We start from the raw sequence: 23,681 nt of genomic DNA, 5'->3' as shown, positions 1-23,681 counted from the left end.
ACAATTTATAATATGGCTAATTATTTGATTTAAGTGGAAATAAATTGTTGACTTAGGCGGTATATCTTACTGAGTGGATAGTAACTTTTACGCGAGGTTAGGTGTGAAAATAGAGATAGGGGGACATTTACTCAGGTTGGATGCTCTCATTTAGCGATCTACTTCAAATTACTCAAATTAATTTCAAATTTTTAATTTTCTCTGATTCCCAAAATCAAATAGTAACCCTCTTGAAATGTAAGTATTTTTACCTATATCGAGTGCTGGTTAATCAAATCTAGGGATTAAAATATTTTTCTATAGCGCCGATAAAGTTAAATATTGTCAGATTATCCCACCAAAAGAGAAATTCTATGCAGAAACTTCGAAATTACTCAATTCGCACTGTGGTCTTCGTATTATTAAGTATTTTGTGTTTGATCTTGGGGGGAACGAATGTATACAGTGGTTGGTCATTATCACGCATTGCTGATGGAAATGATATTGATAGGCAATTGGTGCAACAAATGACCGTCCTTAGTCAAGGAAATGATCAGTATTTTCGTTTTGTCACACGACTAACTAGAGTCATGGAAAGTAAAAGCCAAGGGAAAGATGTGGATTATGCCCCTGTAAAAGAAGCGATGTCCAATATGGGGAAATATTTAGAGCAAATGAAGTCGATTTCTCCTGGACCGATGGATCCTGAAGTATCAGATTTGGTGATCAATAATTGGCAATCACTGCTAGATGATGGCGTCACGCCTCAACTCGCATTGAGTATGGACAACGATTCGGACAAATATTTAGCGCATGCCCATAATGTAACCCCTGCATTAAGCCGAGCTTTTGGCGCTTCAATTCAGCAGTTTAATCAGACGGCTGATGAATTGATCAGCCATACTCGGCAGAATGTTGATAGCGTGATAGATATTACACAAGTGGTCATGATCGTCACTGCAATATTAGGGATCTTCATGCTCATTTTTACGGATCGCTATATGGCAGAGATGATGCAAAAACCATTAGGGCTACTGAGGCAACATTTTACTCAAATTGCGAAAGGGGATTTAAGCCATCCTGTACAGCCATTCGGAAACAGCTGTGTAGGAAAATTATTTCCAATACTTGAAGGGATGAGAAAAGATTTAAGTGAATCGGTCAATACAATCCGACAAGGAAGTGAAAATATTTATCTGGGGGCAAGTGAGATTTCAAACGGTAATAGCGATCTTTCATCTCGAACAGAAGAGCAGGCCGCCGCTTTAGAAGAGACGGCTGCGAGTATGGAGGAAATTACCGCTGCAGTTCAACTGAATATGGAAAACACACACCAAGCTAATCAATTAGTAGGCGAAGCGTTCGTGGTCGCTAATAAAGGGAATAGCATTGTTGATTCTGTTGTCGTGACCATGACTGAAATCTCCCAAAGCTCACAAAAAATAGCAGATATTATCAACATGATTAACGATATTAGTTTTCAAACGAATATCTTAGCGCTCAATGCGTCTATCGAAGCGGCTCGTGCTGGTGTGCATGGACGCGGTTTTATGGTAGTCGCTGCGGAAGTGCGCAAGTTAGCGAGCCACAGTGCGGAAGCCGCGATGGAAATTGAACGACTAATTGCCGATTCAGGAGCTTGCGTTCAGAAAGGAACGGGTTTGGTGAATGAAATGGGAAAAACGATGGAGAATATCTTACAGGGAATTAATGAGGTAACAGCAATTATGGAGCAAATCACCGTGGCTTCAGAAGAGCAGAGCAAAGGAATAGCCCAAGTTGGAGTCGCGATTACACAGATGGACGGCGTTACACAGCAAAATGCCTCTTTAGTTGAACAAGTGGCAACTGCAGCTAGTTCATTAGCGGGGCAAACGCAAGAATTACAACAAGCGGTTCAGCAGTTTAATTTATCCACACAAACGGTCTAGCACATTATTTTTTGCAAATAAAAAGCCCTCACTGCATAACAGTGAGGGCTCACAAAAACACTGCATTAACCGACTAGGATTAGTTCATGCCGTATTTTTTCAGTTTCTTACGCAGAGTGCCGCGGTTGATACCCATCATCAGGGCTGCACGGGTCTGGTTTCCACGGGTATATTGCATAACCATGTCCAACAAAGGCTGTTCTACTTCAGCCAATACCAGCTCATATAAATCATTAACATCTTGATTATTTAATTGAGCAAAATAGTTCTTCAGTGCTTGCTTAACTGAGTCACGTAACGGTTTTTGAGTTACTTGATCTTGTGAATTTACAGTAGCAACGGTTAGTACGTCAGAATTTACGCGTTGTTCGAACATAGTTCTGTCAGCTCTTATCTTTATTTACGCAAAAATTTTCAAAAAATGCTTCCAACACCTCCAGCTGTTCGCTGGCATCCTCAATGGTGTTGAATGAGCGCCGAAACTGGTCATCAGGTGCATGTTCTTTTAAGTACCAAGAAACATGTTTGCGCGCTATACGGGCTCCTTTGCCTTGACCGTAAAAGTCGTGCAATTCCTGTACATGCGCTAGCATAATACGCTTTACCTCTGCCATTGGCATTGGTGGCAATATTTCACCTGTGTCCAGATAATGCTGGATTTCCCGGAAGATCCAGGGTCTTCCCTGAGCCGCTCTGCCTACCATCAAGGCATCCGCCCCTGTGTAGTCTAAAACAGCTCTGGCTTTTAGCGGGTCAGTAATGTCGCCATTGGCAATAACCGGAATGGTAACAGTCTGCTTAACTGCCCGAATATTGTCATATTCAGCTTCCCCATTAAACAGACAGGCTCTAGTTCTGCCATGAATAGTGAGAGCTTGAATGCCGCAATCTTCGGCCAATTTGGCAATCTCTATGCAGTTTCGCTCTTCAGGTGACCAGCCTGTGCGGATCTTAAGGGTGACAGGCACATCCACTGCTTTGACGACACCTTCAAGAATCGATTTAACGATGTCTGGATAGCGTAGTAGTGCAGAGCCTGCAAGCTTACGATTCACTTTTTTAGCTGGACAGCCCATGTTGATATCGATGATTTGAGCGCCACTCTCAACGTTGATTTGAGCCGCGGCAGCCATTTCATCGGGATCATTGCCAGCTATTTGCACGGAACGAACCCCAAGTTCATCGCGATGAACCATTCTGAGTCTAGATTTGTCGGTCTTCCAAACTTGAGGATTAGAAGAAAGCATCTCTGATACTGTCATCCCAGCACCCATGTCATAACAGAGCGACCTAAACGGTTTATCTGTAATGCCTGCCATGGGGGCAGCAATAAGACAGTTTCTCAACTGATATTGTCCGATTCGCATAACTAAATGGGGGCCATACTGTGACTGCAAGGGCGCGTATATTACGCATTTTTTACGAGATATGAAAGGACAAACTTTGAGCAAACGGTTATTTATCACTAATTTTTTTATCTTGCATCTCTGCAATTATAAAATTAGTTATATTTAACAAATAGTTAATTAGATATTATAACGATTTATTAAAATAACTGTTGTGCTGTTCAAATCTCGTGCAGAACAGATTATCGCCAGCTATTGAGCAATATTTGAGCTATAAGATAATCTATTCTGGCGTTGTTTTCAAAGAAATTATTCTCTAATTTTAATAAAAAAACTCATTAAAAATGCTTGACACCCGTAATCCTGCACCATTCTTCTTTTTCAGCAACAGGGTCGATTTCAAAAGTTGAACGATAAGCGTCAGCCACTCCTTCTGCTTGAGTGGCGAGCACGCCAGAAAGACCTAATAACCCACCTGGGCGGGGTAGCACGCTAATCATCGGGGCGAGCTCACGCAATGGGCCAGCAAGGATGTTAGCAACCACGACATCAGCTTGTAAGTCATTAGGCTGGTCTTTTGGTAGGTATAGGGATAAACGCTCTGAAACACCGTTACGTTGCGCATTATCGCGGCTTGCAGTGATAGCTTGAGGGTCGATGTCGATCCCGATCGCATGAGCGGCACCTAATTTTAATGCGGCGATCGCTAAAATCCCAGATCCGCAACCAAAATCGATCACAGTTTTACCTTCTAGATCAAGGCCATCTAACCATTGCAGGCACAATGAGGTGGTTGGATGTGTGCCAGTACCAAAAGCGAGGCCAGGATCTAACATTACATTGACTGCCGTTGGATCGGGCACATCGCGCCAACTTGGGCAGATCCACAAGCGTTCCCCAAAGCGCATCGGATGAAAGTTATCCATCCATTCTCTTTCCCAATCTTTGTCTTCTAATTGTTCGATTTTATGGATAAAACCTGGACTCAATATCGGACTATTTTCTAGTTGAGCGACGACAAATTTCATGTCGGTTTCTGCGTCATATAGACCGATAACATCGGTGTCACCCCAAAGGCGCGTTTCCCCCGGAAGCGGCTCAAAAACAGGAGTATCGTGGCTGTCTTGAAAGGTGACAGACACAGCACCGCTTTCGATTAACTCATCGCCAAGGGCTTCGGCATCTTTTGCGGTTGAGTTTATTTTGATTTGTATCCAAGGCATTGTTTTTTCTCTTCTAAAATGCTCGTCATTCTTCACGCCATAGCGTTGTTGGCTGCGCTCACTAACCCTAGTCACATACTGGTGTATGCTCCTAGGGATTAGCTCGTTTGCCGCCTATCTATGACGCGAATTATCTAGAGCATTGCATTTGTTCATTTACATTAGGTAACGCCAAATTCACCTATCAGTAGATAGGAATCAGTGAGTGCTAGTTACCTGTTCGTTTGCTGGTGATTGTACTGGATTTTTGCCAAAAAGATTACCTAGAAGGAAGGCAATAAGACTAAAAATCAGTGATGGGACGATAGCGTGAAAGCCCATGATTTCAATTTTAAAACTTGCCAATATGGCATAACTGACGCCTCCGATGACCATACCACTGATAGCACCTGTTCCATTGGCTTTTTCCCAGTAGAGCCCGAGGACTAATGGCCACAAGAAAACAGCTTCTAAACCACCAAAAGCCAGTAAATTCAGCCAGATAATCATCTGAGGCGGGTTCCATGCTGCAACTAAAAGCAATGCACCTAAGACCAAAGTGGAAAGGCTAGAGATCCGTGCAAGACGCTTTTCATTTTTGATTTGTGTTGGCATGGTATTCAGATAGATATCTTTTACGATGGTTGCCGAGGACTGTAGTAGTTGTGCGTTGATCGTTGACATAATTGCGGCCATCGGTGCCGCTAAGAAAATTCCCGCTGCAAATGGTGGTAGAACTTGTACCATCAAAGTAGGGATCACTTGGTCTGGGATTGTGAGGTCAGGTAAAATTGCACGACCGAGAGCTCCCGCAAAGTGCATACCAAACATCAGTATCGCCATGACGATGGTTCCCAAAATAATACCTCGATGAACTGCTTTACTGTCTTTATATGAAATACAACGTACCGCAGTATGAGGTAAACCAATCACCCCAAAACAGACTAAAACCCAAAACGAAGCTAAAAATGGCCCGCTTAAAATGTCATCTGCACCTTCAGGCGAAACCAATTTTGGGTCTATGGTATGCATTTTTTCTATGGCTGCGGGTAAACCACCTGCATGGTAAATAATTGCAACCAGCAGGATCACCGTACCTAAAAGCATCACTAGGCCTTGCAGTGCGTCATTCAGGACGCTGGCTCTAAACCCACCAATTGCGGTATAGAGTGCGATAGATACCCCAAAAATTATTAACCCGTAAGTATATGGAATACCTGCTGCTGTTTCTAATAAGCGCGCACCACCAATAAATTGCACTGTCATCGCGCCAAAAAAGGCAATGAGTAGGCTAACACTGGCAAACCACACTAAAAACCGACTTTGGTAGCGTGCATACAGCATATCGTTGAGTGTAACGGCATTATAGCGACGCGCCAAAATAGCAAATTTTTTACCTAGCACGCCGAGGGAAAGCCAAATCGCGGGGAGTTGGATCATCGCCAATAGCACCCAACCTAGGCCATATTTATAGGCAGCTCCCGGTCCTCCAATAAAAGAACTCGCACTGATATAGGTTGCTGTGATGGTCATCGCAAGGACAAAGCCGCCCATTGAACGATTACCTAAAAAGTATTCATTTAAAAACTCGCCTTTTGTTCGTTTTTTATATGCATAAATGGATAGCAAAAAGACGAGAGCTAGGTAGCCGACGAGAGGCAGGAGAACTTCAATCTGCATCATTCTCCTCCAAAGAGATGTCTTTAAAAATCAGTTTAACCATCATAATGCAGAGCAAAATAAAAATGATGGGTAAGATGAGACAAGACCATTCAAACCACAGTGGTAGCCCTGTAATTCCAAGCGTGTTGTCCGGTAGGTAGGCACTAATAACCCAGCCGACCAGATAGGCGATAGTCAAATAAAATGACCAGCGCGCTTCTTTATTTGATTGAAGAAAACGTTTATCCACCCGTTATTCCCCTTCATTCCCATAAAAATAATCAGCAATTGTACGATAATCTGTGGACTGAGTGTGAAAAATACCAGAAGAAAAGTGCACTAAAGCGTATTTAACACAAAAAAATACCGCAACGCAGGGCGTTACGGTATCGATTGACGATAAGTTAAACAGGTTATCGCTGACTTATTCAGCAATACCCAGTTTTTTCTCTAAATAGTGGATATTAGTTCCACCTTTTTGGAAGTTTTCATCGTTCATAATCATTTGGTGCAATTCAATATTGGTTTTAATACCATCGACGATTAATTCGTTTAACGCATTTTTCATACGAGAAATAGCGATTTCACGAGTTTCACCATAGGTAATTAATTTACCAATCATTGAGTCATAATACGGAGGTACAGTGTAGCCTGCGTAAATATGAGATTCCCAACGTACGCCAAAACCACCAGGTGAGTGGAAACGGGTGATTTTACCCGGGCTTGGGATGAAAGTATTCGGGTCTTCTGCGTTGATACGGCACTCAACAGCATGGCCATGCACCACGATATCTTCTTGCTTCACAGATAATGGTAACCCAGAGGCAACACGCAGTTGCTCTTTAATTAAGTCTACACCCGTGATCATTTCAGTTACTGGGTGTTCAACTTGAATACGGGTATTCATTTCAATGAAGTAGAACTCACCGTTTTCGAATAAAAATTCGAAGGTACCTGCACCGCGATAACCGATTTCAATACATGCATTAGCACAGCGCTCACCGATATTACGGCGAATTTCAGGCGTAATACCCGGTGCTGGTGCTTCTTCAACCACTTTTTGGTGGCGACGTTGCATTGAACAGTCACGCTCAGCCAAGTAAACCGCATGGCCTTGGCCATCAGCCATGACTTGAATTTCAATATGACGTGGGTTTTCAAGGAATTTTTCCATGTAAACCATATCATTATTAAAAGCGGATTTCGCTTCAGCACGTGTCAGGTTGATCGAAGATTCTAAATCTTTCTCATTGCGTACCACACGCATACCACGACCACCACCACCACCAGATGCTTTGATGATGACAGGGAAGCCGATACGTTTTGCGATGGCTTTATTTTTTTCAGTGTCGTTCCCTAATGGGCCATCAGAACCCGGAACACAAGGTACACCGGCTTTTTTCATCGCGTTAATTGCAGAAACTTTATCACCCATTAGGCGGATGGTTTCAGCTTTTGGACCGATAAAAACAAAACCAGAGTTTTCAACTTGTTCTGCAAAATCTGCGTTTTCAGCCAAGAAACCATATCCTGGGTGAATCGCTTGCGCACCTGAAATTTCCGCTGCGGAGATAATCGCAGGGATATTTAAGTAACTTTTCGCTGATGCTGCTGGGCCGATACAAATTGTTTCATCAGCCAGTAACACGTGTTTTAGATCGCTATCTGCCGTAGAGTGAACCGCTACTGTTTTGATGCCGAGTTCTTTACAGGCACGCAAAATACGTAATGCGATTTCTCCGCGGTTAGCAATAACAATTTTTTCCAGCATGGAAACGCCTCGTTATTCGATGACAACTAATGGCTCGTCAAATTCTACTGCATCACCGTTTTGCAACAGAATGGCTTTAACAACGCCTGCTTTATCTGCTTCGATTTGGTTCATCATTTTCATCGCTTCAACGATGCAAAGTGGGTCACCAACGCTGACCGTTTGACCAATCTCAACGAATGGTTTCGCTTCTGGGCTTGGCGCGCGGTAGAAAGTACCGACCATTGGTGAGCGAACCTGGTGACCAGCAACCGCAGCAGGTGCAGCTGGCGCTACCATAGCTTCAGATGGTGCAACCGCATTAGCCAAAGCAGGTTGTTGTGCAACCGGTGCTGAGTAATATTGTTGAGGTGCAGCCATAACCTGGGAAGCAGGTGAAACGCGGCTGATACGTACTGACTCTTCACCTTCAGAAATTTCCAGTTCAGAAATGCCAGACTCTTCGACCAGCTCGATCAGCTTTTTAATTTTACGAATATCCATGGATATGATTCCGTACTCTTATATTTGGATTGAATTAATTAGGCGCAGACGGTTAACCGCTGCCTGTAAAGCAAAACTATAACCATCAGCACCTAGACCACAAATTACACCGATTGCTTTATCGGAGAAATAAGAATGTTGGCGAAATGATTCCCTAGCGTGCACATTAGACAAGTGGATCTCGATAAACGGGATACTCACCGCGAGTAATGCATCACGTAGTGCAACACTGGTATGTGTGAATGCAGCCGGATTGATGAGAATAAAATCAACATCATGACGTGCAGCATGAATTTTATCGATTAGTTCAAATTCTGCATTTGACTGAAAATGACTCAATTTTACCCCTAACTGGCTAGCCTCTGACTCCAGCTTGGATACGATATCGGCAAGAGTTTGGTTGCCGTATTTATCGGGTTCCCGTGTACCTAGCAGGTTTAGGTTTGGCCCATTCAAGAGTAAAATGTGAATATCTTCTGCCATTATGCTGCTAACTCCGACGATATTATCAATAGCCCGACAACATAACGCGATGCTAAGCGTTTGTCATCTTTTATCATAAAAATAAATGGATTTTCTACTGACAAGGTTCGTCATTATAATTATTTCGTGACATATAGCAGCAAAATACTGGTCTTATCAGAGAAAATACCCGAATTTATTTTAGAAAATGTGCGGTAATCCCTATTTAGGCGAAAGTACCGCAATAAATTGGTGACTAACCTCGCAGGTTAACTAGCGTACGCCCAGTCACTTCATTTTTTAAGAGTTTTTTTGCATATTCGACAGAATCTTCTAATTTAATCTCATTGCTGACTTGCTCATAGAAAGACGGAGGTAGAAGTTCCGCGAGTCGTTGCCATACTTTAGGGCGATTTACGGCAGGGTAGTAAACCGAATCTACACCTTGTAGGCGGACATTACGTAAAATAAATGGCATGACACTGGTTGGTAAGTCGAAGCCACCCGCTAAGCCGCAGGCGGCAACAGTCCCATTATAGTGTGTTTGCGCAAGAAGATTAGCGAGTAATTCACCACCTACTGTATCAATCGCACCCGCCCACAACTGTTTGTCTAATGGTTTAGCAGGATGAGTGAAATCACTACGAGGTAATACCCTCTTGGCACCTAAACTTTGCAGGTAGCTGCTGTTTTCTTCACGACCTGAAATCGCGACAACCTCATAACCTAATAAAGAGAGTAATTGCACGGCAGTACTACCTACACCACCGCTTGCACCACTTACGATGACTTCGCCTTTATCAGGAGTCACACCAGCTTCTTCTAGGGCATTTACGCAAAGCATTGCTGTAAAGCCGGCGGTGCCAATAACCATCGCTTGTTTTAAGGACAAATTTTCTGGAAGAGGGGTTAAATACTTTGCGGGGACTCTTGCTTGAGAGGCTAACCCGCCCCAATGCGTTTCACCCACCCCCCATCCAGTCAGTAGTACATGTTGGCCAACTTGGAAACGAGGGTCTTCACTGTGGTGGATCACACCTGAAAAATCGATACCAGGTACCATCGGGTATTGGCGAACAACGCCCGCTTTTCCACAAATAGCTAATGCATCTTTATAATTAAGTGTAGACCAATAAATATCGACTATAATATCTCCGGCTGGAAGCATTTCTGTAGTTAATGGTTGAATGCCAGAGACGATTTTTTCGTCAGTTTGTTGTAGGACGAGAGCTTTCATCTTTCACTCCTATATAATGATTAAATATGTATTTTGAAAATGACTAAAATTTGAGTGTATTTCATTGACGTAGTAACAGTATTTAAGCTATTAATATTGTAATTAATTTGTAAAAATTTATTTTTTTCTGGCATAAATAGGCTTTTATCATGCAAAATATCGCATCTTGACGGATTCATTTTGCATATTGACATAAATTTGCCGCGTTTCTGGTAGATAATAGAGCGAACACTCAGCGAATTCACCCAATTTGTATTGGAAATAGCCAGTGTGTAGCAATAATAAAAAGAACTAAATAATATTTGAACTTGTTGCCATAATAACTTGTCACACTGGGAAGAAAAAGATGGAGTATATAACAACCAAAGAATAGGTGTTTTTTTGTGTGTTTTTATCCTGTAGGTAAATAATACAATTAATATCTGTTTTTGGGGTTTTTATCTGCTTCGTTTAGATAAGAAGCATGTACAGTACGGTACGTGAAAAATAGATGAATTAACCATATTTTAGAAGCAGCTCATTAACGCCTTGAGACCGCTTCAAGTGGTTGGTAGAGTAGACGGGTTTAAATTCGTCCCCAGCTTGCAGGATAACTCTTTCGTTATGTTTAAAAAATTTCGTGGCATGTTTTCTAATGACTTGTCTATTGACTTGGGTACGGCCAATACCCTTATTTATGTCAAAGGACAAGGCGTAAAATTAAATGAACCCTCTGTAGTTGCTATTCGTCAAGACCGCTCTGGATCGCCAAAAAGCGTTGCTGCTGTCGGTGGTGAAGCGAAGCAGATGCTGGGACGTACACCAGGTAATATTTCGGCAATCAGGCCAATGAAAGACGGTGTTATCGCCGACTTTTTCCTGACTGAAAAAATGTTGCAACACTTCATCAAACAAGTTCATAGCAACAGTTTTTTACGCCCAAGTCCGCGAGTCCTTGTTTGTGTCCCTGTTGGTGCAACACAAGTTGAACGTAAAGCCATTCGTGAGTCAGCGTTAAGTGCGGGCGCACGGGAAGTCTTCTTAATTGAAGAACCTATGGCCGCAGCAATTGGTGCCGGGTTACCTGTATCAGAAGCAACAGGCTCAATGGTTGTTGATATTGGTGGTGGTACTACAGAAGTCGCTGTTATTTCGTTAAATGGCGTTGTTTACTCTTCATCTGTACGCATTGGTGGTGACCGTTTCGATGAGTCCATCATTAACTATGTACGTCGTAACTATGGCTCACTGATAGGTGAAGCGACAGCAGAACGCATCAAGCATGGAATTGGCTCTGCATTCCCAACAGATGAAGTTTACGAGATTGAAGTTCGCGGTCGTAACCTTGCGGAAGGTGTGCCACGCGGATTTAAGATGAACTCCAATGAAATTTTAGAAGCATTGCAAGAACCGCTTACAGGAATTGTCAGCGCAGTCATGCTAGCACTTGAACAGTGTCCTCCTGAATTGGCCTCAGATATCTCAGAGCGCGGTATGGTCTTAACCGGTGGTGGCGCGCTTCTTCGTAATTTAGATCGCTTATTGATGGAAGAAACTGGTATCCCAGTTATCGTTGCTGAAGATCCTCTAACTTGTGTCGCTCGTGGTGGCGGTAAAGCGTTAGAAATGATTGATATGCACGGTGGCGACCTGTTTAGCGAAGACTAAATGGCCTTTTAGAAACAGTTGGGGCTGTCCCCAACTGTTTTGACTATTTTTTGTTCCTCTGACATTAGTGAAACTTAGCCACACATGAAGCCAATTTTTAGGCGAGGTCCATCCCTACAGCTACGCATTTTTATTGCGGTAATCATTGCACTTGTACTGGTGGTGATTGACCATCGCTTTGAGCCTTTCAATAAAGTCCGTAACTACTTAGACACGGCGGTTAGCCCATTCTATTTTTTAGCCAATGGCCCACGTCAATTTCTAGATAATATCTCCGAAAGCTTCTCTTCAAGAGAACAATTGCAATTCGAAAATAAAGCCTTACGCCAAGAGCTATTACTGAAAAAAGCGGACAACTTGCTTTTAGAACAACTTAAGCAGGAAAATGCGCGGTTAAGGGAGTTACTTGGTTCGCCACTTCGTCAAGATGAACACATGATGGTCACTCAAGTTATTTCAGGCGCGAATACGCCATATCGTGACCAAGTGGTTATAGACAAGGGCAGCAATGAAGGTGTTTATGAAGGGCAGCCCGTTATTAGTGATAAAGGCGTAGTTGGTCAAGTGGTTGGGGTTAGTAACTTTAATAGTCGTGTTCTGTTAATTTGCGACACTACCCATGCACTGCCAGTACAAGTATTACGTAATGATGTCCGTGTTATTGCTGCAGGTTCCGGATGTGCTGATGATATCCAATTAGAACCGTTGCCTGAAAATACCGATATTCGTGTTGGTGATGTCCTTGTCACGTCAGGGTTAGGAGGGCGTTTCCCCGAAGGTTATCCTGTAGGGGTGGTCTCTGCCGTAAAACACGACACACAACGTGCTTATACTATTATCAGCGCGAAGCCGAGTGCCGAATTGCAGCGTTTACGCTACCTTTTGCTACTATGGGGAAATGATAGCGACCCTAAAACGCCACTACAGCCTTCGGAAGTTTATCGTGCAGCAAATGAACGATTAATGAAAGTATTGCCGCAAGTGTTACCTAATCCGAATGAAATTCAGGGGCCTCCATTGCCACCATCAATGGCTCCGACGTCACAACCATAAGTAGAGGAAACACAGTATGGTTATGGGCAAGAGAGTAAATTAGCATGGATGAGTATCGCGGAAATGGCCGTGCCATCATTTGGTTATCGTTTTTTATTGCGTTGATTTTACAAGTCATGCCTTGGCCGGAACAACTCAGTTTTTACCGGCCATCATGGCTTCTGTTGATTCTCACTTATTGGGTGATGGCATTACCACACCGAGTGAGTGTTGGTACGAGTTTTATTTTAGGGATTATCGTAGATTCCATTCAGGGCTCTGCACTGGGAGTGCATGCTCTTTCTTTTAGCATTATTTGCTATCTCGTCTCTTATAAACACCAATTGTTGCGTAATATGGCGTTGTGGCAGCAAGCTCTGGTGATTATGTTACTCACTATCATTCAAGATCTTGCTGTTTTTTGGGCTGAATTTCTATCATCACAAGTATTATTCCACCCGCAAGTATTTTGGAATAGCTTAGTGAATGGTATTCTATGGCCATGGCTCTTTTTGCTTTTACGTAAAATTCGTCGGCAATTTTCAGTATGTTAGGGTGTTAGTTGTCGGTCTGACTGGGAATACAGTTTATGTGTTTAATTTATCTTGCGTCCGGCTCACCCCGTCGACGTGAACTTGTTCAGCAACTTAATTATACCTTTGAGGTTTTACGTCCAGAGGTAGAAGAACAGTGGCAGGAGGGGGAGTTGCCTCAAGACTATGTTCAACGTCTTGCACGAGATAAATCTTTAGCCGGTGTTGCGATTGCACCCGATAATCAACCGGTTTTGGGCGCAGATACAATCGTTGTTCTCGCAGGGGAAATTTTAGAAAAACCGCGAGATAATCAGCACGCAGAAGAGATGCTAAGTGCATTATCAGGAAAAACCCATCAGGTCATGACGGCTATTGCCTTATCCAACCGTCAACAGACAATGCAGTCACTAATTGTGACAGATGTGACATTCCGCGAGTTATCTTTAATCGAAATACGGGACTATATACAATCTGGTGAGCCAATGGATAAGGCAGGCGCTTATGGAATACAAGGAATTGGTGGGCGTTTTATACGTAAAATTAATGGCAGCTACCATGGGGTTGTTGGTTTACCACTGGTTGAAACAGACGAGCTAATTCAGCGATTTTTAGCGTTAAGTGATGGTAAGGGGAAGTCATGACTGCGGAACTATTAGTAAACATTACGCCATCTGAAACGCGCGTTGCTTATATTGATGGTGGGATATTACAAGAAATTCATGTTGAACGAGAAGCAAAAAGAGGGCTAGTAGGGAATATTTACAAAGGCCGTGTGAGCCGTGTTTTACCGGGAATGCAGGCGGCCTTTGTTGATATTGGTCTAGATAAAGCCGCTTTTTTGCATGCTTCTGACATTATGCCTCATACGGAATGTATTGCGGGTGATGAACAAAAAAACTTTCATGTCAGGGATATTGCGGAGCTCGTTAAGCAAGGACAAGATTTAATCGTCCAAGTTGTTAAAGACCCCCTTGGTACCAAAGGTGCTCGCCTAACTACGGATATTACACTCCCTTCTCGCTATTTGGTCTTTATGCCAGGAGCTTCCCATGTGGGAGTTTCACAACGTATTGAAAGTGAAGATGAAAGAGAACGCCTAAAAGAGTGTGTTTCACAGTATTGTGATGAAAATGGGGGCTTTATCATTCGTACGGCAGCAGAAGGGGTCGGGGAAGAGGAAGTTAAACAGGATGCCGCATTCTTAAAACGCCTGTGGGCAAAAGTGATTGAACGAAAAAAACGCAATGTGACTCGCACTAAAATTTATGGTGAATTAGCACTTGCTTACCGCATTATTCGTGATTTTGCCGGCGCTCACCTTGATCGCATTCGTGTTGACTCTCGTTTGACCTATACTCAATTACAAGAATTTATCGAAGAGTATGTGCCAGAAATGACAGCCAAGCTCGAACTCTATCAAGGGAATCAGCCGATATTTGACTTGTTTGACGTTGAAAACGAAATTCAGCGAGCAATGGACCGAAAAGTGGAGCTAAAATCAGGTGGTTATTTGATTATCGACCAAACTGAAGCCATGACGACCATTGATATTAATACGGGCGCATTTGTTGGGCACCGTAATCTTGAAGAAACCATCTTTAATACCAATATCGAAGCAACCCAAGCGATAGCAAGGCAACTGCGTTTACGCAACTTAGGCGGCATTATTATTATTGATTTTATTGATATGGCTGACCCGGAACATCGCCGCCGTGTATTAGCGTCATTAGAGCAGGCATTGAGTAAAGATAAAGTTAAAACAACCATTAATGGTTTTTCGCAACTGGGCTTAGTCGAAATGACGCGTAAGCGTACAAGAGAAAGCTTAGAACACGTATTATGTGATGATTGCCCGACTTGCCAAGGGCGCGGAACCGTTAAATCGGTAGAAACGGTATGTTATGAAATTTTACGTGAAATAGTTCGTGTTCACCGTACTATCGATGCAGATAGGTTCTTAGTTTATGCATCCCAAGCGGTGGTTGATGTCCTTAAAGGGGATGAGTCACACGCCCTTGCAGAAGTTGAAATTTTTGTTGGAAAGCAAGTTAAAGTTCAGACTGAGCCTCTTTACAGTCAGGAACGTTTTGATGTCGTAATGATGTAAAAGGAGATTTGAGTGAGACGACTGCCACGTGTAGCACTGGTGACGACTGCGGTTATATTATTGCTGTGCGCGTTAGTGCTGTCAGGGCTGCGTTTTCTTCTGCCAAATATCGACAACTATCGGCAAGATCTGATTGATTACGTTGAAAAAAAGACCGATGTATCGGTACAAATTGGTAAAATTGAAGGGGCTTGGCAATCTTTTGGCCCTGTACTGACGTTGTCCGATGTCGTTTTACAGAATAAAACTACCGATATTACAGCGAATACTATTACGGTTGAATTAGATATTTGGAGCTCGTTATTTTCTCTGCGCTGGCGTTTTCGTGACTTAACCTTTTACCAGTTAAATGTCGATCACAAAGTCCCTTTCAGCCTTGGCGATTCCTCGGAAGGGCAGTCTTTAGATGGTATTGAAGAGCTATTTTTAAGGCAATTTGACCATTTTGTACTAAAAGAAAGCCAATTAACCTTCCTCACACCTTCAGAACAAAAAACGACGCTGATTTTGCCTGAACTTTCTTGGCTCAACGATAACGACAGGCATCGCGCTCAAGGTTTTGTTAGTCTTGAAACCATCAATAAGCAGCATGGTTATCTGCAAGTAAAGCTTGATGTGTCAGATAAAAATGGCGTGTTAAGCGACGGTATTTTTTATTTGCAAGCGGATAATATTGATATGCAGCCATGGCTTAGCCGCTGGCTACGGGATAACACGTCATTACGGGATGCAAATTTTAGCCTGTCTTCTTGGGTAACACTGAAAAATAACCGGATTGATAGCGGCCTTATTCAATTACGGCAAGGGGAAGCCAATTGGGGAACTGGCGAATTAGCGCAAAACTTGCAAGTCAATGATTTGCTTTTGCGAATGAAAAGGCAGGGAAATGGGTGGTTATTTAACATTCCTGAGCTTGATACCTTGAAAACCAATGAGTTTATCTGGCCACGAGGGAGCGCCTCTGTATTGTATTTGCCTGCCAGCAAAAAATACCAAGATAATGACCATTGGCGCATCCGTGCAAAAGATATTGAACTTGAACGTTTAAGTGAAATTTTACCCACTTTTTCCTTTTTAACGCCTGAAATGGTACAGGATTGGCAACATCGCCAACCAACTGGTGTAGTGAGTGAATTTGCGCTTGATATCACGCAAAATATGCCTGAAAACGTACAAATCAACATGGACTGGCAAAATGTTAGCTGGAAAAAATGGAAGGAGCTGCCTTCAGTTAATCACTTTTCAGGTGTTTTAATCGGTGGGATGCAAAGTGGTAGCGCCACCGTTAGCTTACAAGATAGTGAAGTTGACTATCGTGATGAATTTAAAGCGCCTTTCTCGATAAAAACGGCAACAGGTCAGTTCCATTGGGTCAATAATGCCAGTGAATTTAAATTGTGGAGCCCATCATTAGAGCTACAAGCTCAGTCTCTTTGGGCAAATGGTGAGTTTCGTTACGCAAAAGCGAAAAAAGGAAATTATGCCGATCTCGCCATTCTTGCCGGAATCCGTTTAGATGATGCAGGGGATGCATGGCGTTATTTCCCACAAAAATTAATGGGCCAAGATGTGGCCGATTACCTGACGAAAGCGATTATTGCCGGTAGTGTAGATAATGCGACTTTAGTCTATAAAGGCGACCCTGCTCATTTCCCCTATGATAACAATGATGGGCAATTCCAAGTTTATGTCCCTTTGCGTGATGCAACATTCGAATATGACAGTGAATGGCCTGCGTTATTGAACTTAGATATGGACTTAGACTTTAGGCGTGCAGGGTTATATATGCATGCGCCAAGCGTGAAATTAGCGGATGCCACAGCAACCAACCTTGATGCGAACATCCCTGATTACACTAAAGAAATGCTGTATATCAATGCAGACATCAGTGGAACTGGAAAACAAATCCAGCAATATTTTGTGCATACCCCGATGAACCACTCAATTGGCGATACGCTTGAAGAGTTACAAATTGGGGGGACTGTTAATGGCCAATTAGGGTTATCTATTCCATTGGTGGCGGGTAAAGATGTTTTTGCCAAAGGGAAAGTTAATCTCAATAAAAATGATTTATACATTCAGCCAATTGATAGCACTATTTCCGCTTTAACGGGCAGTTTTGAGTTTAACAATGGAGATTTACGCGGTGAAAACTTGCAAGGCCATTGGTTTGAACAGCCCATTACTGTTGATTTCACCACTACAGATCAAGCAAAAAATTATTTAGTGGATGTGAATGTTAGCGGAAACTGGGCGGTGAATAAGTTGGCAATGTTGCCTGCTGAGATTAAGCAAAAGGTGTCAGGAACCACTAACTGGAAAAGCCAAGTTGCGATCACTATTCCGAATACAGCAAAAGAACCTGTTGGCTTACAAATAGACGTTAGCGCAGGGCTAAAACAACTGAAAAGCCAGCTACCCGCTATTGATAACGCTCTATTAGCCGAACTTGGGCAAATTAATGTTCAGGCTAAAGGAACAACAGAACAGTTGGTGGTTGGTGGTGATATCGGTAAGCGCATTGGTTTTAATACTCAATGGGGGCTGAGTAGTAAGCCTTTAAGCTTATTAAAAGCCCATGTTGCTCAATGGCGTGATGGTATTCCTGAATTACCTAAAAATGCAACTTTTGTTGTTGATTTGCCACCTATTACCGATATGAACTGGGAGAAATTAGCCGGGTTGCTAGTGTCATCCCATAGCCGCGAAGGGGGGATGAATATTGGTTTACCTGATATGCTTGAGGTCAATATTCCATCAATCTACCTCGCTGGGCAGCAATGGAATGCAGTAAATTTTTCCTATGACTTACAACGGGCTGAGCAATTAGTCAGTATCAATAGTGAAAACTTAAAAGGTTCGTTACAAATCTTTGCTTCACAGCCTTGGCAGGTCGCCATTGATTATTTGTATTACAACCCTAGTGAATCCTCTAGTACTCAAATCAATGACCTTGCTACGACACAAATCGATTTTAGCCAATGGCCGCGGTTCCAGTTTCACTGTAAAGAGTGTTGGGTCGCTGGGCAGAAATTGGGGGAAATTAGCGCTAATATCCAACCTAAAGGCACTTTATTGCAACTGACAGATGGCACGCTAGATAACAGCGTCACGAAATTAAAGTTAGATGCTATTTGGAACAGCGAAAAAGGCAATAAAACACAAATTGCAGGTTCATTAACCGGTGAAGCTTTTGACGAAACGGCGGCGTATTTTGGTATATTGGTTCCCATTATCCAATCACCTTATACTATTGAATTTGATTTAAATTGGGCTAATTTGCCTTGGTCACCAGATATCGCCTCTTTAAATGGTAAAATGTCTGCAAAATTGGGCAAAGGAGCGATTGCACAAATGGGCGGTGGTCGTGCAGGGCAAATATTGCGTCTAGTCAGTTTTGATGCCCTGTTGCGTAAACTACGATTTGATTTTAGCGATACATTTAGTGATGACTTTGATTTTGACTCCATTAAAGGGGATGCGACCATTAAAAATGGTGTACTGGTTTCGAAAAATACCTATGTTGATGGTTTAGTTGCCGATATCGCTTTTAATGGCCAAATTGACCTTGTTAAACGCCAAATTAATGTTGAAGCCGTCATTACACCGGAAATATCTGCTACAGTAGGAGTAGCAACCGCGTTTGTAGTAAACCCATTTGCAGGCGCTGCCGTATTTGCGGCAACGAAAGTGCTCGGCCCACTATGGAGTAAAGTTTCCGTTATTCGTTACCGAGTAACAGGTAGTTTGGACGAGCCGAAAATTGATGAAGTATTACGTCAACTGAAGGAGACTCAAGAGTAATGAAAAATGGCAACGTTGCACTTTTGCAGTTATGTAGCGGAAATAATACTAAACACAATTTGGCGCAAATCGAACAACAGATCAAACAGTTACCAGAGACTGTTGAATTAGTACTGACCCCTGAAAATGCATTGTTATTTGCGGATGCGGCGACTTATCGTAAACAAGCGGAAGAGCAAGGAAAAGGCCCTTTGCAAAGTGCGATCAGCGAAATGGCCAAACGTTATCATGTTTGGATTTTAATTGGCTCAATGCCAATGATTAGCCGTGAAGATCCTGAGCGTATTACAAGTAGTAGCTTATTATTTGATTCCGAAGGAAATATTAAAGCTCGCTACGATAAAATTCATATGTTTGATGTCAATATCGAAGACGAGCAAGGCACTTATAACGAGTCTGTGATTTATCAACGCGGTGAACATATCACTGTCGTTGATACACCCGTTGGTCGTCTTGGTATGACAATTTGCTATGATTTACGTTTTCCTGGTTTATTCCAAGCATTACGTGAACAAGGCGCAGAAATTATCTCTGTACCAGCAGCATTTACTCGTTACACCGGGCAAGCACATTGGGAGCCGTTATTACGTGCCCGTGCGATAGAAAACCAATGCTATATTTTAGCGCCTGCTCAAGTCGGTGTGCACGGCACACGTCGCACATGGGGGCACAGCCTTGCGGTTGATGGGTGGGGTAAAGTGATGAAAAAGAACGTGGATGCAGTCGCGTCTACGGTACTGAATATTAAAACGGACAGCTTGAGTGTCATGCGAGAGCAAATCAAAGTGGTGAAACATAACCGCTTTAGACCGCAATTGACATCCTTGATTAAAAAAGAAACCAAAGAGTAACGAATATGAGTTTAGTTTCTGTCAGCGAACATTTGCTGGCCGCCAACCGCCTTGGGCAAGAAAATCTGTATGACATTTTAGGTTTGTTATCTGAGCGCCATCTGGATTATGCGGATCTGTTCTTTCAATCGAGCTTCCATGAATCATGGGTGCTTGAAGATAGGATCATCAAAGATGGCTCTTACAATATCGACCAAGGTGTTGGTGTGAGAGCAGTCAGTGGTGAAAAAACCGGTTTTGCTTACGCAGACCAAATTTCGCTACATGCGCTGACACAAAGTGCGACCGCAGCACGCAGTATTGTGAATGAGCAAGGCTCTGGTAAATCACAAATTTTAACTAATGTTGAATATAAAAAACTGTATTCAGCAGCAGATCCACTGCAAAGCTTATCGCGGGAACAAAAAATTGATTTGCTGCACCGTGTTGACCAAGTTGCACGCGCAGAAGACCCACGTGTTATCGAAGTCAATGCCAGTTTAACGGGTGTTTATGAACAAGTGCTAGTCGCCGCAACAGATGGCACTTTGGCGGCAGATGTTCGTCCGTTAGTGCGTTTGTCGGTCAGCGTGCTGGTGGAACATGACGGTAAGCGCGAACGCGGTGCAAGTGGCGGTGGTGGCCGTTATGGTTACGAATATTTCTTGGAAATTCATCAAGGGCAAGTGGTTGCTGAGCAATATGCACGTGAAGCGGTGCGTATGGCGCTGGTGAACTTGTCTGCGATCGCAGCGCCTGCTGGAATGATGCCGGTTGTGCTGGGTGCTGGTTGGCCAGGGGTTCTATTGCATGAAGCGGTAGGCCATGGTTTAGAAGGTGACTTTAACCGTCGCGGCACCTCTGTTTTTTCAGGTCAAATAGGCGAACAAGTGGCATCACCACTGTGCACTGTGGTGGATGATGGCACGATAGCGGGCCGTCGAGGCTCTCTCGCCATTGATGACGAAGGGGTACCTGGGCAGTATAACGTCCTAATAGAAAATGGTATTTTACGTAATTATATTCAAGATAAACTGAATGCACGCCTGATGGGAGTTGCTCCAACAGGTAATGCACGTCGTGAATCTTATGCGCACTTACCTATGCCGCGTATGACCAATACCTACATGTTAGCAGGTACATCAACGCCAGAAGAAATTATTGCGAGTGTGGATAAAGGCATTTATGCACCAAACTTTGGTGGTGGTCAGGTAGATATCACCTCAGGTAAATTTGTATTTTCAACATCAGAAGCTTACCTGATTGAAAAAGGTAAGATTACTTCTCCTGTGAAGGGAGCGACGTTAATTGGCTCGGGTGTTGAAGCTATGCAGCAGATTTCAATGGTTGGTAATGACTTAGCGCTAGATAAAGGCGTTGGTGTTTGTGGCAAAGAAGGCCAAAGTGTCCCTGTTGGTGTAGGCCAACCTACATTAAAACTGGACAAACTGACTGTTGGCGGTACCGCATAATCGTTCTTGGCGATATAAACTAGGCTCTGCTCGCCCTTGTAACAACTTCTTGTCGATGTTGTGACTGGGGCGATTGTGTGCCTGCAAAGCACAAAACAACTGAGGTGTTATGAATAAACGTTTTTTACCCGTCGTATTGATGGCTATTTTGATTGTGATTAGCCTTTATTTTAATGGTGGAGATAAAACACCATCTGAACCATCCGTTAATCAAAGCAATCCACCTTCTCGTGAAGCGATAACGCCAAAAGAAACACCACAACCGATTGATAAGCTGACTGCACAAGATAACGTGGTTAGTTTTATGGAAAAATATCAAAAACTTCCCGCTTTCTATATGACGAAAAAACAAGCCCGTGAAGCCGGATGGGATGCGAAAAAAGGTAATCTTTGCGATGTGTTACCTGGAAGAGCGATTGGCGGCGACCGTTTTTCTAACCGTGAGAAAAGTTTACCCATTGCACAAGGACGCCAATGGTTTGAAGCAGACATTAATTATCGCTGTGGCCATCGCGGGGCGGACCGTTTGCTATACTCATCAGATGGGATGATCTTTGTGACTCATGACCATTATAAGAGCTTTACACAAGTCAACTAAAGGAAATACCGTGATGAGCAAACAGGTGAGCTTTGATTTCAGGCAGATAAACTCATTGAATGATTTTTATGACCAATTTGCTCAACAATTTTCCCTTCCTGATTGGTTTGGTCATAATCTTGATGCTTTGTGGGACATGGTTTCCGCAGGCATTGAGTTACCTGTAACCATCACGTTTTCACATATGAGCGCGGAACAGCGTATAAAATTCGCAGATGTTATTGATGTGATGAATGACGCACAAGACATGTGGGAAGAAGAGTTTATTTTTGCTTTAGATATAACAAAAAGCTCTAACTAATATTCCTATCACTCATGGTAAAGTCTAAATAAGATAACTGAGCTGATAGGGGTCTTTAGGATGAATAACGTTACTTGCACTGCATTTCCACTAAAAGAAAAAAAATTTCTTATTGTTCATGGTTACACGGCATCCCCTGAAAAAAATTGGTTTCCATGGTTGAAATCAGAGCTTGAAGCCTTAGGCGCTTTTGTTAACGTCCCCACCATGCCTGACTCTTTAACCCCCAACCCTGAAAGATGGCAGCAGCGCTTGCAGCATTTACCTTTTGATATTGATGAAAATACGATTTTGATTGGCCATAGCTTAGGTTGCGTTACTGCATTGCGCTTTCTTCAACATGCAGGGCAATCGGTGGCAGGTTATGTATTGGTATCAGGGTTTGACGAAGAACAGCCTACATTGCCTGAATTACAGCCTCACACCGTTGAACCATTGAATTATGACGAACTCATAAAAGTGGCAAATAATCGAATATCGATTATATCAACCAATGATGAAATTGTGTCGCCGGGGTCTTCGAAAGCATTGGCAGAGGCCTTAAAAACACAGGTTATTATTGAGGAATCTGCTGGGCATTTCCTTGATAGAGAAGGCTATACTGAGTTCAAAACACTACTTGATACGATCAAAACGCATTTTAGCTAGTTATGGTTGGTAAGAATACTAGGCACACTGGTTTTGAGTATTTCAATCAACTCTGGGTCCATATATGGGTAATCATCAGGAATATCCAAAACATGAAGCGGTTTGTATTCCAAAAGGCGGGGGAAATCTGCTTTTAAGCGGTTTTTATGTTTTTGCTCCATCACAAAAATTACATCTGCCCAGCGGATTAAATCCGCATTAACAGGGCGCTTCGCATTGCGGCTCGTTCCCGCTGAACGGGTGACCCAACTTTCATGGTTGCGCCAGATCTGTTCAGCGGTTGGACTACGCCATTGGTTTTTACTGCAAATGAATAAAATATTCACGAGTTGTTGTGTATCTCTTCAAGGCTAATACGGGCAAGCTGTATATTACTTACTTGCGGGTATGCCATACCTAATTGGGCTGCACGGATCATTTTTTCGCTACGGCCGTACATTTGTTTCCAGTTTTTTTCAGGTGTATAGCAGTCAACTAGTCGTGAATTTAGTTGATCACGGGATTTATTGATTCGAGCTTTGGCTCTGCGCCATGCTCTATTTCGGGTATTATCCATATCTTCCTCATTATTTATCGGGGTTCAGCAGCCGCGATAATACGGGTCAGAGTATGTCTAACAATGGCATGATAGGT

23 protein-coding genes are annotated in these 23,681 nt (G+C 42.9%); 12 read left to right on the top strand and 11 right to left on the bottom strand.

Annotated elements, in window-relative coordinates; translation table 11 throughout:
- The first annotated feature begins 353 nt into the window (after positions 1 to 353).
- On the top strand, positions 354 to 1,910 hold the full coding sequence (locus PR834_RS07355) for a methyl-accepting chemotaxis protein (protein ID WP_110591208.1): 1,557 nt from the start codon (positions 354 to 356) through the stop codon (positions 1,908 to 1,910).
- Positions 1,911 to 1,989: 79 nt separating this feature from the next.
- Here PR834_RS07355 and fis read toward each other — a convergent pair whose 3' ends face one another.
- From fis to acuI, 9 genes are all read right to left on the bottom strand, one after another.
- Positions 1,990 to 2,286, bottom strand: a complete 297-nt coding sequence (gene fis, locus PR834_RS07350) for a DNA-binding transcriptional regulator Fis (protein WP_004258438.1) — start codon at positions 2,284 to 2,286, stop codon at positions 1,990 to 1,992.
- 7 nt (positions 2,287 to 2,293) lie between these two features.
- The gene (dusB, locus tag PR834_RS07345; protein ID WP_004258432.1) at positions 2,294 to 3,277 is read right to left on the bottom strand and encodes a tRNA dihydrouridine synthase DusB; all 984 of its coding nucleotides are present in this window, start codon (positions 3,275 to 3,277) and stop codon (positions 2,294 to 2,296) included.
- 317 nt (positions 3,278 to 3,594) lie between these two features.
- Positions 3,595 to 4,479, bottom strand: a complete 885-nt coding sequence (gene prmA, locus PR834_RS07340; RefSeq protein ID WP_036958031.1) for a 50S ribosomal protein L11 methyltransferase — start codon at positions 4,477 to 4,479, stop codon at positions 3,595 to 3,597.
- A gap of 198 nt (positions 4,480 to 4,677) precedes the next feature.
- Entirely contained in the window at positions 4,678 to 6,138 is a 1,461-nt protein-coding gene (panF, locus tag PR834_RS07335) for a sodium/pantothenate symporter (RefSeq protein ID WP_036958029.1), read from the bottom strand.
- Positions 6,128 to 6,370, bottom strand: coding sequence for a DUF997 family protein (locus PR834_RS07330; protein WP_004258419.1), 243 nt, complete (start codon positions 6,368 to 6,370; stop codon positions 6,128 to 6,130). The genes panF and PR834_RS07330 overlap by 11 nt, the downstream gene beginning before the upstream one ends.
- Before the next feature lie 174 nt (positions 6,371 to 6,544).
- Positions 6,545 to 7,891, bottom strand: a complete 1,347-nt coding sequence (gene accC / locus PR834_RS07325; protein WP_004258411.1) for an acetyl-CoA carboxylase biotin carboxylase subunit — start codon at positions 7,889 to 7,891, stop codon at positions 6,545 to 6,547.
- A gap of 12 nt (positions 7,892 to 7,903) precedes the next feature.
- Complete coding sequence (gene accB / locus PR834_RS07320) at positions 7,904 to 8,374, bottom strand: acetyl-CoA carboxylase biotin carboxyl carrier protein (RefSeq protein WP_004258405.1); 471 nt, start codon at positions 8,372 to 8,374, stop codon at positions 7,904 to 7,906.
- An 18-nt stretch (positions 8,375 to 8,392) separates the two neighbouring features.
- Positions 8,393 to 8,857 carry a type II 3-dehydroquinate dehydratase gene (aroQ, locus tag PR834_RS07315; protein WP_004258402.1) on the bottom strand — a complete coding sequence of 155 codons (465 nt, stop codon included), beginning with the start codon at positions 8,855 to 8,857 and terminating at the stop codon, positions 8,393 to 8,395.
- A 235-nt stretch (positions 8,858 to 9,092) separates the two neighbouring features.
- The gene (gene acuI / locus PR834_RS07310; protein ID WP_094961507.1) at positions 9,093 to 10,073 is read right to left on the bottom strand and encodes an acrylyl-CoA reductase (NADPH); all 981 of its coding nucleotides are present in this window, start codon (positions 10,071 to 10,073) and stop codon (positions 9,093 to 9,095) included.
- Between the two features lie 603 nt (positions 10,074 to 10,676).
- On the opposite strand from acuI, the gene PR834_RS07305 reads away from it, so the two are divergent.
- From PR834_RS07305 to PR834_RS07255, 11 genes are all read left to right on the top strand, one after another.
- Positions 10,677 to 11,720, top strand: a complete 1,044-nt coding sequence (locus PR834_RS07305; RefSeq protein WP_004908213.1) for a rod shape-determining protein — start codon at positions 10,677 to 10,679, stop codon at positions 11,718 to 11,720.
- An 84-nt stretch (positions 11,721 to 11,804) separates the two neighbouring features.
- Positions 11,805 to 12,773 (top strand): rod shape-determining protein MreC, encoded by a 969-nt coding sequence (mreC, locus tag PR834_RS07300; protein WP_004258388.1) that lies wholly within the window; start codon positions 11,805 to 11,807, stop codon positions 12,771 to 12,773.
- 44 nt (positions 12,774 to 12,817) lie between these two features.
- Positions 12,818 to 13,306, top strand: a complete 489-nt coding sequence (gene mreD / locus PR834_RS07295) for a rod shape-determining protein MreD (protein WP_004258382.1) — start codon at positions 12,818 to 12,820, stop codon at positions 13,304 to 13,306.
- A 35-nt stretch (positions 13,307 to 13,341) separates the two neighbouring features.
- The gene (locus PR834_RS07290; RefSeq protein ID WP_096864402.1) at positions 13,342 to 13,929 is read left to right on the top strand and encodes a Maf family protein; all 588 of its coding nucleotides are present in this window, start codon (positions 13,342 to 13,344) and stop codon (positions 13,927 to 13,929) included.
- Entirely contained in the window at positions 13,926 to 15,395 is a 1,470-nt protein-coding gene (gene rng, locus PR834_RS07285; protein WP_004258373.1) for a ribonuclease G, read from the top strand. The genes PR834_RS07290 and rng overlap by 4 nt, the downstream gene beginning before the upstream one ends.
- A gap of 12 nt (positions 15,396 to 15,407) precedes the next feature.
- On the top strand, positions 15,408 to 19,199 hold the full coding sequence (gene yhdP / locus PR834_RS07280; protein ID WP_272525406.1) for an AsmA2 domain-containing protein YhdP: 3,792 nt from the start codon (positions 15,408 to 15,410) through the stop codon (positions 19,197 to 19,199).
- On the top strand, positions 19,199 to 20,050 hold the full coding sequence (gene nit1, locus PR834_RS07275; protein WP_004258360.1) for a deaminated glutathione amidase: 852 nt from the start codon (positions 19,199 to 19,201) through the stop codon (positions 20,048 to 20,050). The genes yhdP and nit1 overlap by 1 nt, the downstream gene beginning before the upstream one ends.
- Before the next feature lie 5 nt (positions 20,051 to 20,055).
- On the top strand, positions 20,056 to 21,501 hold the full coding sequence (gene tldD / locus PR834_RS07270) for a metalloprotease TldD (protein ID WP_110591211.1): 1,446 nt from the start codon (positions 20,056 to 20,058) through the stop codon (positions 21,499 to 21,501).
- Between the two features lie 109 nt (positions 21,502 to 21,610).
- Positions 21,611 to 22,099: a ribonuclease domain-containing protein gene (locus tag PR834_RS07265; RefSeq protein WP_004258351.1), complete on the top strand. Its 489-nt coding sequence runs from the start codon at positions 21,611 to 21,613 to the stop codon at positions 22,097 to 22,099.
- A 13-nt stretch (positions 22,100 to 22,112) separates the two neighbouring features.
- Complete coding sequence (locus PR834_RS07260) at positions 22,113 to 22,400, top strand: barstar family protein (protein WP_004258345.1); 288 nt, start codon at positions 22,113 to 22,115, stop codon at positions 22,398 to 22,400.
- 60 nt (positions 22,401 to 22,460) lie between these two features.
- Positions 22,461 to 23,048: an RBBP9/YdeN family alpha/beta hydrolase gene (locus PR834_RS07255; RefSeq protein WP_196725313.1), complete on the top strand. Its 588-nt coding sequence runs from the start codon at positions 22,461 to 22,463 to the stop codon at positions 23,046 to 23,048.
- Here the strand turns inward: PR834_RS07255 and PR834_RS07250 are convergent.
- Positions 23,045 to 23,374 (bottom strand): low molecular weight protein tyrosine phosphatase family protein, encoded by a 330-nt coding sequence (locus PR834_RS07250; RefSeq protein WP_004258336.1) that lies wholly within the window; start codon positions 23,372 to 23,374, stop codon positions 23,045 to 23,047. The two genes, PR834_RS07255 and PR834_RS07250, sit on opposite strands and share 4 nt — an antisense overlap.
- Positions 23,371 to 23,604: a hypothetical protein gene (locus PR834_RS07245; RefSeq protein WP_094961512.1), complete on the bottom strand. Its 234-nt coding sequence runs from the start codon at positions 23,602 to 23,604 to the stop codon at positions 23,371 to 23,373. The genes PR834_RS07250 and PR834_RS07245 overlap by 4 nt, the downstream gene beginning before the upstream one ends.
- Between the last annotated feature and the right edge of the window lie 77 nt (positions 23,605 to 23,681).

It is taken from the genome of Providencia sp. PROV182 (assembly GCF_028480325.1).
Taxonomy (GTDB): Bacteria; Pseudomonadota; Gammaproteobacteria; order Enterobacterales; family Enterobacteriaceae; genus Providencia; species Providencia hangzhouensis.
This window is presented reverse-complemented; position numbering and strand designations above follow the sequence as displayed.

Excerpts from the sequence above, each read along its gene's own strand:
- PR834_RS07305 (WP_004908213.1), top strand. The coding sequence starts at position 10,677 with ATGTTTAAAAAATTTCGTGGCATGTTTTCTAATGACTTGTCTATTGAC.
- nit1 (WP_004258360.1), top strand. The coding sequence starts at position 19,199 with ATGAAAAATGGCAACGTTGCACTTTTGCAGTTATGTAGCGGAAATAAT.
- aroQ (WP_004258402.1), bottom strand. The coding sequence starts at position 8,857 with ATGGCAGAAGATATTCACATTTTACTCTTGAATGGGCCAAACCTAAAC.
- accB (WP_004258405.1), bottom strand. The coding sequence starts at position 8,374 with ATGGATATTCGTAAAATTAAAAAGCTGATCGAGCTGGTCGAAGAGTCT.
- PR834_RS07290 (WP_096864402.1), top strand. The coding sequence starts at position 13,342 with ATGTGTTTAATTTATCTTGCGTCCGGCTCACCCCGTCGACGTGAACTT.
- tldD (WP_110591211.1), top strand. The coding sequence starts at position 20,056 with ATGAGTTTAGTTTCTGTCAGCGAACATTTGCTGGCCGCCAACCGCCTT.
- PR834_RS07265 (WP_004258351.1), top strand. The coding sequence starts at position 21,611 with ATGAATAAACGTTTTTTACCCGTCGTATTGATGGCTATTTTGATTGTG.
- accC (WP_004258411.1), bottom strand. The coding sequence starts at position 7,891 with ATGCTGGAAAAAATTGTTATTGCTAACCGCGGAGAAATCGCATTACGT.
- dusB (WP_004258432.1), bottom strand. The coding sequence starts at position 3,277 with ATGCGAATCGGACAATATCAGTTGAGAAACTGTCTTATTGCTGCCCCC.
- panF (WP_036958029.1), bottom strand. The coding sequence starts at position 6,138 with ATGCAGATTGAAGTTCTCCTGCCTCTCGTCGGCTACCTAGCTCTCGTC.
- PR834_RS07260 (WP_004258345.1), top strand. The coding sequence starts at position 22,113 with ATGAGCAAACAGGTGAGCTTTGATTTCAGGCAGATAAACTCATTGAAT.
- PR834_RS07255 (WP_196725313.1), top strand. The coding sequence starts at position 22,461 with ATGAATAACGTTACTTGCACTGCATTTCCACTAAAAGAAAAAAAATTT.
- mreC (WP_004258388.1), top strand. The coding sequence starts at position 11,805 with ATGAAGCCAATTTTTAGGCGAGGTCCATCCCTACAGCTACGCATTTTT.
- PR834_RS07355 (WP_110591208.1), top strand. The coding sequence starts at position 354 with ATGCAGAAACTTCGAAATTACTCAATTCGCACTGTGGTCTTCGTATTA.
- fis (WP_004258438.1), bottom strand. The coding sequence starts at position 2,286 with ATGTTCGAACAACGCGTAAATTCTGACGTACTAACCGTTGCTACTGTA.
- rng (WP_004258373.1), top strand. The coding sequence starts at position 13,926 with ATGACTGCGGAACTATTAGTAAACATTACGCCATCTGAAACGCGCGTT.
- acuI (WP_094961507.1), bottom strand. The coding sequence starts at position 10,073 with ATGAAAGCTCTCGTCCTACAACAAACTGACGAAAAAATCGTCTCTGGC.
- PR834_RS07245 (WP_094961512.1), bottom strand. The coding sequence starts at position 23,604 with ATGGATAATACCCGAAATAGAGCATGGCGCAGAGCCAAAGCTCGAATC.
- mreD (WP_004258382.1), top strand. The coding sequence starts at position 12,818 with ATGGATGAGTATCGCGGAAATGGCCGTGCCATCATTTGGTTATCGTTT.
- prmA (WP_036958031.1), bottom strand. The coding sequence starts at position 4,479 with ATGCCTTGGATACAAATCAAAATAAACTCAACCGCAAAAGATGCCGAA.